An 8,291-nucleotide genomic window follows, 5' to 3' on the forward strand; every position below is an offset into this window, starting at 1 on the left:
CATTTTCATCTATGACTTTGTCTTTTTTAGTCTCCTTCATGATGTAAGTCATTTATAGGATAGGAAAAACTTTTAAAATAAAGAGTGGGATAAACATAAAATTTTTCTTAAATCTTCAGTTGGGTTTTATTATTACTCTTCTTAGGAATCCGCCATTGATAGCTAGGCAACAACATGCTTAAACCTAACAATACTATCATTTTTGCCTGTAATACTTTAACCGATGCAGCATATATAAACTCATGTGAATCGTTTGTTCAGTTAACACATGAAATTAAGAAATATATGACGTACTATAATCACTCTTGCTATCAATAGAATTTAAAGAAAATGACTCCTGTTTGCATACAGAAATCATCTTTTTTAGGTTGCCTAACTTTTTTTAGAATGTCCTTTACAAAAGGTACAGATCAAGAGCACCCTGTTCCTATTCGAGGGGATCAACTATACCTTCTTCCCTTAAAATCACACAAACCCATTTACAAATCTATAAAAGTAGATATAATATCCTTATGGAACCTTTATTAATTTATAAAGCATTGTCAAATGAAACAAGATGTCAAATTTTATCATGGTTGAAAAATCCAGAAAACCATTTCGATGAAAAAGCTTATCTAGAGCAAGGCCTTAGTTTTCAAGTTGGAGTGTGCGTAGGAGATATCCAGCTTAAAACTGGCTTAGCCCAATCGGTTATTTCTAGTTATTTATTAACTATGAAAAAAGCAGGTTTACTACAATCTGACCGAATTGGAAAATGGACCTACTATCGCCGAAATGAAAAAACAATACGAGAGTTTTCTGAATACGTTCAAAACGAATTATAAAATGAAAGCAAATAATCAACCTACCAATTGATTATTTGCTTTCACACATTCTACTTTTATATAGCTGTCCAATACATTCTTTTTAAAACTTCGCTACCTATAAAAGTAAGAAACATAGAAAGGAGCATTTTTTTAACATATCATATCTAGTTATTTAGATATCTGTCTTTGTATTTAACATTACATAATTCTAATACTATTGACATCCAATCATGCTCATTTCTTTGTTAATAAATCGATTTTACTTTCAAAATAATAATAAGAATGGAGAGTTTTACAAATGAAAAAAGTAAGTCCTTTACTTATTCTTACACTAGCAATAGGGGTGTTTGGAATTATTACTACCGAGATGGGTATTGTCGGCGTATTACCACAAATCACTCAGAAATTTGGCATTTCAACTGCACAAGCAGGATTTTTAGTAAGTATATTCGCACTAGTCGTTGCTATTTCTGGTCCGTTTTTAATTCTGCTCATTTCTAGTATTAATCGCAAAATAATTTTATTAACAGTCATCTTTGTTTTTGTTATTTCAAATATAATCTACGCTTATACAACACAATTTGAAATCATGCTTGTTTTTCGTATTTTACCAGCAGCACTTCACCCACTCTTCTTTTCAATCGCTCTTGTAACAGCTGCTAAACTTGCCCCTCCTGAAAAGAGTGGTCAAGCGGTTACAAAAGTTTTCATGGGAATTACGGTTGGCTTTGCACTAGGTGTACCATTAACCTCTTACCTTGCAGATCAATTTTCATTAGAAATTGCTTTCTTATTCGGAGCGCTTATTAACGCCCTTGCATTCATTGGAATGCTAATCTCACTTCCTTCTATGCCCGTTAAAGAAAAAATGTCTTTCGGCAAACAAATTCGTATACTCGGCAAACCAGGATTATGGTTAAATATTTTAACCATCACATTCCTTTTTGCAGCTATGTTTTCCGTATACAGCTACTTCGCCGAGTACCTTGCAAAAGTAACTTCCATGAATGGATCTCTCATCAGTATCATGCTATTCATATTTGGTATAGTTATGATTTTAGGCAATCATTTATTTGGTAGTCTCTTGCAAAGAAGCATAGTAAATACAGTAATATCGTTCCCTATTTTATATTCTATTGTTTACATATTGGTTTATTATTTAGGTTCTTATCTTGTTCCAATGATTTTTATGGTATTCATTTGGGGAATCGTGCATGCTGGTGGATTAATTGTTGGTCAAACATGGTTAATAAGTGAAGCAAGAGAAGCACCCGAATTTGGTAATAGCCTATTCGTTTCATTCTCAAATCTCGGAATTACTCTAGGAACAACTATTGGAGGCTGGTTCATTTCAAACTTAGGTATTCATCAACTTATTTGGAGTGGATTTATATTTACACTACTTTCATTTCTATTAATTATAATAAAACTAAAATTTTTCACTTCTAATAACCTAGCTTCATTATCAAGCTAGTACATTTTCAATTCCAAATTGGATAAAAAACATTATAAAGTGAAACTTTAATCAGCTCTCACCACTTGGGCGTTTACAGGCAGCCCGGCAAATAGCGGAATAAATTCTATATAAAATACTGGTTATTCTTCTTATAAGATTTTATAAACTATAAAGTATGACACTTAGAGCCTTTAGCTATAATTACAAGTTAAAGGCTTTTTATATAAAAACAGCTTTAAAAGGTGCTAATCTTATGGAACATCATCAAAATAGAATACTAAAAAAAGGCTCCATTGCTGGAGCACTCAAAAAATAATATAACTAAACGAATTAAAACAAGGAACAGACAATTAAAATATACAAATAAAATATAAATAAATCTATATATATGTAATATTACATATAAAAACCCTATTTATCGCTGCTATAATAAACTTACTCGATGATTGTTATATTATTCATAGGTTATACCTTCTTAACACCAATTTTACAAAGAAAAAAGGACATCTTAATTGATGTCTTTTTTCTTATATGATAACGACGCAATACAATTAAGATGATTCCAATCGAAAGAAGGCACCTTAAAGTGTTTTTTCTTCATTACACAATACGAAAGCATACTCTCTTTCGCCTTCAACTTTATGTAATTATACATATTAACAAAAAATACACTTAATGAATATTAAATATAGTAAAATATAAACTGTGGACACGTTCTATAAAGCAGATTCTTTTGATAGGCGTAACATATCAATCATTTTAGGGGATGTGGCGTTACTCCGATACTAATCTCAAATTTCTTGTATTTTATGAACTAACAATCTGGTGTATATAGATGATTCTGTTTTATAGGGTGTGTTTACATTTATAACAAAGGGGTAATACGGATAGATTCGTATTAAATGAAAATGGTTCAAGTCGAAGGAAGGCACCTTAGGGTGTCTTTTCTTTATTCCTCCGCATCCCTCATACTGTAATACCCTAAATTAATAATAACCAAGAAATATCCCCCCATAATTCCAGCAGCGAATGTCCACATGAATTCATGGTGTTCTATTTCATACATAATAATCGCACCGAGTATTGCGGCTGCGAACCGATTCATCATTCCGAGCATCGGTGCTTTTTCTTTTTTTACAATGCTATCTCCGAACTTTTCAATACGCCTTCCTAAAATCCAGGCGCAGTACATACTCACCAAAAGGCCAATACTTATCCCTACAAACTGGGCTGAAAAAGGTGTCAGCAACCATCCCAATAACATTACGCCTAGCAAACAATACATTTGTATGTTGAACGATCTTAGTGCCATACGAATCATGTTATTCTCCTTTATCTTTCTCATTGTAGTTCCGTATCATCAATCCAAGCTTTCAGGCTTCAAGCTTTCAGCTATATCTTTTTTAAAATGAGGAAATTTGATTTTGCTCACCATTAAATAAGCGAGTACGCATGTACCAAATGCCACGGAAACTGGATTATTTAGGCGGCATAAAATGAGGATACACATCGCCGCAAATGGAATGGGCATTCCGATGAATGTTGGGAGTTTGCTTTGCCGTGTGTTAAACCTCGCAAGCCGAAGCATTCCACAAATACTATACGCGAGGGCACATATCATCCCGATAGACTGTAAATCTTTTAACGAAGCACTATATGCAAGAATAGACGGTGCCACACCAAAAGTAACTAAATCCGCAAATGAGTCTAGCTCTCCGCCTATTTCCGAAACAGAATCAAGTTTCCGAGCGACCATGCCATCAAAAAGGTCAAACAACATACCCGTAATAATAAAAACTGCTCCCAAATAAATATCGTGAACGAAAACAGCGTGAATAGCCAAAAGCCCACACACAAAATTTGCTATCGTAATCATATTCGGTATGTAACTCATCACATGCTTCCCCTCCTTTCTACTAATTGTTTCATCTTGCTTCTTACTCATTACAATCAATATCCTTCTGCTTTTCTTCCAATATCACTTTATTTATTTTCGTTAACGTATCGGTCATTTGCTCTAGGGCATTTATATCGATTTTGGAAAAGTATTTCTCAATTAATACATCATCTAACTCAGACAACCGCTCTATATACTTACTACCTTTTGGACCAAGTGTAAGAAAATACTCCCTTTTATTATTAGGGTTTACTTGTTTTGAAATCATCTGTTGTTTTTCCAATTTCGATAAAACTTGGCTCACAGCACTTTTCGTTATATTAAACGTACTCGCAATGTTATTTGCTGTCGTGTTTTCATTTAAATGAATATGAAATAACATGCTCTCTTGCTGCCCAGTAAGACCGAACTCATCCTTTAAATCTTGAAATAGTAAAATATAGAGTTCCGTATAGGCTCGATTCATTTCATTAATTACTTCTTTATACGTTCTAGTCATAGCATCCTCCATGCTTTTATTTCGTTTCACTTAATAGTTAAGTTTACTTAACTTAACTATATTATACCGTTATGTTCGTGTAAAGGGAAATATAACTCTACACTTTATCAGCTGTGCTTTTAATGTATGTAAAACTTTCTCTCTTCATAATCTTCTACATCAGCTTCTTCCCAAAGCTCACGATTTTCCCCTCGCTCGATTAATGCAAACCTCCCCTTTCTCCAGTTGTATTGCCGCAAGACCAATGTATAAGACATAGCACCTATATCAAGTTCATCTAAATACTCTTCTAAAACAAGCTTAGTTCCTTCATCTAAACACTTAACAAATAGTTATGAATAATCAAAATTAAAATCAACTAAATTCCATATAGACCCATTACTGGTTAAAATGTTATAATGAAATCACCCTACATAGTTACTCATAGCCAGACTGAGGAACTAGCGTCTTATTAAGTAATGCGCATAACTAAAATAAAAAAGACACTTTTTAAAGTGTCTTTTTTATTTATATTCTATTCCTAGGAATTATCTCTTTTATAAACAGAATCTATCAAACAGTAAAGGAGACTAACAGATGGAACATCCTGTTGCAAGAGAATTACGTTTTATACGTGTATGTCTTATCGTTTTGATTATTGTCATTGCATTCTGGGATCGTGAGAAAACTGTGGAAATCACTGATCACGGTAGTGAACCTATCGTAAACACGAGCAATATGACCCAAGTTGGTGAGAATACATTTGCATACAAAGACGAATCTAATCAAATTAAAATATTTAAGTTTAATCCAGATACAAATGAAATAAAATTAATAAAAGAGTTTTATGCTAACGAATATTAATGAAATTACATTGGACAAAAGGCACCTCAAGGTGTCTTTTTTATTTTCAAAAGGACCCGCTCATGTTTATACTTCAAAACATAAAGTAAATGGAATCCGTTAAAAAACACGAGTGACCCTTTGTTTTCCCCTCTTATTAAAGGAGGAACTATTATGGGATTTGGCGGTAGTTGCGGTGGAAGCTGCGGTTTTTCTGGAGGATTTGCACTATTAGTTGTATTGTTTATTTTATTAATCATCGTTGGAGCTTCTTGCTTCTGCTAAAAAACTATTGGAAAAGACACTCTTATATGGGTGTCTTTTCTTTGTAAACTAAAATGTATGTGAAATGAAAACATAGTAAGAATAGAATACTCACTTAAATTATTTTTCACTTCACAAACTACATCCAAAAAGTTGGATAATTTCTTTTACTACTCATATTATTAATGAATAAAGCAATAACTACAATAACAACGGAGCCAATTAAAACTGGTGTTACTAAATAACTCCAACTATTTGCCCCTAAAATAACGATAATCGGATCGGCGCCTGCTGGAGGGTGCGTCGTTCTCGTTAACATCATAACGGCTATTGCCATCCCCACCGCTAAAGCAATTGTCCAATATTCATTCCCAAACAAATGATATATTGATAGACCGATGAAAGTTGAAATCAAATGTCCTCCAATAATATTACGCGGCTGAGATAATGGCGCATTCCAAACTCCAAACGCTAATACACAACTCGCCCCAAATGGAGCCATTAATAATTCTGTAGAGGTTATGCTCGTTAAATATGTTAAGGTAAGAATTGTTAAAAATCCCCCTAGTAGTCCCGTTAAAGAGTCCTTTACATTTACTTGTAATGGGCTTCTTCCTTTCCCTTTCATTTTTGTAAAATATCGTACACTTATTGGTTGAGGATCTTTCTGCTTAGTTGCTGTTATATTATCCATCGTTCTCCTCCTTTATTTACCAACAATTATAACCTGACATAACTAACCTGTAAACATTAATTTTAAGGGTTAGTTCAAGAATACAAAAAAAGAATCAACTGTTATAAGTTGATTCCCTAAACTTCTTCACATTTTCGATTCTGGAATTTTGCTACCTTTTTCCGGTTCCCACATATTTTCATAGAACACCATTTTCGTTTTCCACTCTTATCTATAAATAATAAAACACAGTCAGGGTTTGAACACCTTTTAAGGGAAATAAGCTTATTTTCTACTATTAAAGTTAAAGCATCAAATGCAATTAACGATGTGAGTACATCCTCGATTTCTCCAACCGGGATAGGTACTAGCTGCTGTTCAATGATTTTATATGTAAACGGTGCTTTCTCAATTTGTTTTTCTAAATACGTAATAAAATCATTGGAAATTTCGTGCTGATCAGCAATTGCCTCAAACTGCTTTCTCATTATATTTCTTATTTCTAATATACTAGATGTAACCAGCTTCATTCGCTCTTGAACCCCTATAAATGTTTTTCCATTCAAAAAAGGAAGATTAACCTTTATTACATATAGCCATTCTAATACATCTTCATCTGTTATTAATAAATCATAACGTTGTCCACGCTTAACTAACTCTGTATTTACTAAATCTAATGAGAGATTTCCCGATATAAGTGGGAATTGTTTTGTTTCCTGCATGTACTCATCACCTTCTCTTTAAATAATCATATTCCAAATTAATACAGAAGTACAACTTTTTTATAAACTACAAAGTATGAAGATTAAAGTCTTTAGCTATAATTACGACTAGAGGCTTTTGTATGTAAGTAAATGAAAAAGGAGCTAATTTTATGGAACATAATAAAAATGGAGTGCTTGCTTTAATTGTTTTATTTTTAGGATTAGTGTTTTTTGTTAGTGGAATGGTTTATCATTTATGGGGCTCATTTTAATTTCAACTTTTAGACAGATAAATAATTCGAATCAGAGAAATGCACAATATTTTCCCTTTTCCTTCCAAAATCAATATAATAAGATATAAAATGTAATACATATAAAGATAAATATATATAGCACTCATTAAAAGTGCTTCTATTTTGGAAGGAAGAAACAAACAATGAACAAAAAGTTATTAACATCATTATTATGTAGCACATTCTTGTTTGGAGTATCAGCTTGCAGTTCACATGATACATCTGCGAAAAACGAGCAAAAGACTTCAAAAAAAAACAGAGAATAACGAACTTAATCGCAAGGTTCCGCAAAAAGAACTTCCTACCAATGTAGATTCCTCTGATGTATACATGTCAATGGGATCTGCCGAGTCATTAGATGTTCTAGGGACTGGAGAAGTTAAAGCACAAGGTGTCTTTAAAGTATTAGATATCGCAGTTTATAATCACAAAGAAGAACCCATTACACTAGATATCAACAACTTTAAATTAATTGATGGATTTGGAAGAGAATATCACATTTCCAATGAATATCAGTTAGTACTTAAAGCTGCAAATATCTCCACATTCAAATTTAATATTGTTAATCCTAATGAAAGTTCGGAAGGAAACATTGTATTTGATGTACCGAAAAACACGCAAGGATTAACTTTAAAAATTAATAATGATAAGTTAGATAAAGAACTCCAATTAAAAGTGGAATAGGCCAAATAAATACGTCTACCTTAACATTCTCTACTGACATAAAAAAGTACAGTCTTTTCTACAGCAGACTGTACTTTTTTACTTATCATTTCACATAACATTCCCTAATTTTTTTGACTAGATGCTCTCCAATCACGAAAAGATGTTGGGCGTCCAGAAAAAGCTCTTTGCTTTGTAACAGATGGTTTTTCTT

Annotated in this window: 9 protein-coding genes and 3 pseudogenes; 6 read left to right on the top strand and 6 right to left on the bottom strand. The window is 32.7% G+C overall.

Features of this window, described 5'->3' with window-relative positions:
• Positions 1–216 precede the first annotated feature (216 nt).
• From MR167_RS14215 to MR167_RS14225, 3 genes and pseudogenes are all read left to right on the top strand, one after another.
• Positions 217–318, top strand: a pseudogene (locus tag MR167_RS14215) (TetR family transcriptional regulator); the annotation flags it as partial.
• A 194-nt stretch (positions 319–512) separates the two neighbouring features.
• Complete coding sequence (locus MR167_RS14220; protein ID WP_000433538.1) at positions 513–824, top strand: ArsR/SmtB family transcription factor; 312 nt, start codon at positions 513–515, stop codon at positions 822–824.
• Between the two features lie 280 nt (positions 825–1,104).
• Positions 1,105–2,280 (top strand): MFS transporter, encoded by a 1,176-nt coding sequence (locus tag MR167_RS14225; RefSeq protein WP_000757911.1) that lies wholly within the window; start codon positions 1,105–1,107, stop codon positions 2,278–2,280.
• Between the two features lie 931 nt (positions 2,281–3,211).
• Here MR167_RS14225 and MR167_RS14230 read toward each other — a convergent pair.
• The 4 genes and pseudogenes from MR167_RS14230 to MR167_RS14245 form a co-directional block, all read right to left on the bottom strand.
• Positions 3,212–3,583: an ATP synthase subunit I gene (locus MR167_RS14230; RefSeq protein ID WP_000620598.1), complete on the bottom strand. Its 372-nt coding sequence runs from the start codon at positions 3,581–3,583 to the stop codon at positions 3,212–3,214.
• 39 nt (positions 3,584–3,622) lie between these two features.
• A complete protein-coding gene (gene pssA, locus MR167_RS14235) occupies positions 3,623–4,207 on the bottom strand; it encodes a CDP-diacylglycerol--serine O-phosphatidyltransferase (RefSeq protein ID WP_000038934.1) in 585 nt (194 codons plus the stop codon).
• Positions 4,200–4,658, bottom strand: a complete 459-nt coding sequence (locus tag MR167_RS14240) for a MarR family winged helix-turn-helix transcriptional regulator (RefSeq protein WP_000198951.1) — start codon at positions 4,656–4,658, stop codon at positions 4,200–4,202. The genes pssA and MR167_RS14240 overlap by 8 nt, the downstream gene beginning before the upstream one ends.
• A 69-nt stretch (positions 4,659–4,727) precedes the next feature.
• Positions 4,728–4,987: pseudogene (locus MR167_RS14245) on the bottom strand (hypothetical protein); the annotation flags it as partial.
• Positions 4,988–5,234: 247 nt separating this feature from the next.
• On the opposite strand from MR167_RS14245, the gene MR167_RS14250 reads away from it, so the two are divergent.
• Both MR167_RS14250 and MR167_RS14255 read left to right on the top strand, forming a co-directional pair.
• Positions 5,235–5,501: a YmzC family protein gene (locus MR167_RS14250; protein WP_000400973.1), complete on the top strand. Its 267-nt coding sequence runs from the start codon at positions 5,235–5,237 to the stop codon at positions 5,499–5,501.
• Positions 5,502–5,654: 153 nt separating this feature from the next.
• Positions 5,655–5,765, top strand: coding sequence for a YjcZ family sporulation protein (locus tag MR167_RS14255; protein WP_000505686.1), 111 nt, complete (start codon positions 5,655–5,657; stop codon positions 5,763–5,765).
• A gap of 118 nt (positions 5,766–5,883) precedes the next feature.
• On the opposite strand, the gene MR167_RS14260 is transcribed toward MR167_RS14255, so the two are convergent.
• Both MR167_RS14260 and MR167_RS14265 read right to left on the bottom strand, forming a co-directional pair.
• Positions 5,884–6,438 carry an HPP family protein gene (locus MR167_RS14260; protein WP_000368843.1) on the bottom strand — a complete coding sequence of 185 codons (555 nt, stop codon included), beginning with the start codon at positions 6,436–6,438 and terminating at the stop codon, positions 5,884–5,886.
• A 116-nt stretch (positions 6,439–6,554) separates the two neighbouring features.
• Complete coding sequence (locus tag MR167_RS14265) at positions 6,555–7,139, bottom strand: CGNR zinc finger domain-containing protein (protein WP_242314857.1); 585 nt, start codon at positions 7,137–7,139, stop codon at positions 6,555–6,557.
• Positions 7,140–7,557: 418 nt separating this feature from the next.
• Between MR167_RS14265 and MR167_RS14270 the strand changes: the two are divergent.
• A pseudogene (locus tag MR167_RS14270) lies at positions 7,558–8,098 on the top strand (DUF4352 domain-containing protein).
• Positions 8,099–8,291 lie beyond the last annotated feature (193 nt).

The sequence above is a fragment of the Bacillus cereus group sp. BfR-BA-01355 genome, from assembly GCF_022663675.1.
Taxonomy (GTDB): Bacteria; Bacillota; Bacilli; order Bacillales; family Bacillaceae_G; genus Bacillus_A; species Bacillus_A thuringiensis_S.

Coding starts and splice junctions, on each gene's coding strand:
- MR167_RS14220 (WP_000433538.1), top strand. CDS start 513: ATGGAACCTTTATTAATTTATAAAGCATTGTCAAATGAAACAAGATGT.
- MR167_RS14225 (WP_000757911.1), top strand. CDS start 1,105: ATGAAAAAAGTAAGTCCTTTACTTATTCTTACACTAGCAATAGGGGTG.
- MR167_RS14230 (WP_000620598.1), bottom strand. CDS start 3,583: ATGATTCGTATGGCACTAAGATCGTTCAACATACAAATGTATTGTTTG.
- pssA (WP_000038934.1), bottom strand. CDS start 4,207: ATGAGTAAGAAGCAAGATGAAACAATTAGTAGAAAGGAGGGGAAGCAT.
- MR167_RS14240 (WP_000198951.1), bottom strand. CDS start 4,658: ATGACTAGAACGTATAAAGAAGTAATTAATGAAATGAATCGAGCCTAT.
- MR167_RS14250 (WP_000400973.1), top strand. CDS start 5,235: ATGGAACATCCTGTTGCAAGAGAATTACGTTTTATACGTGTATGTCTT.
- MR167_RS14255 (WP_000505686.1), top strand. CDS start 5,655: ATGGGATTTGGCGGTAGTTGCGGTGGAAGCTGCGGTTTTTCTGGAGGA.
- MR167_RS14260 (WP_000368843.1), bottom strand. CDS start 6,438: ATGGATAATATAACAGCAACTAAGCAGAAAGATCCTCAACCAATAAGT.
- MR167_RS14265 (WP_242314857.1), bottom strand. CDS start 7,139: ATGCAGGAAACAAAACAATTCCCACTTATATCGGGAAATCTCTCATTA.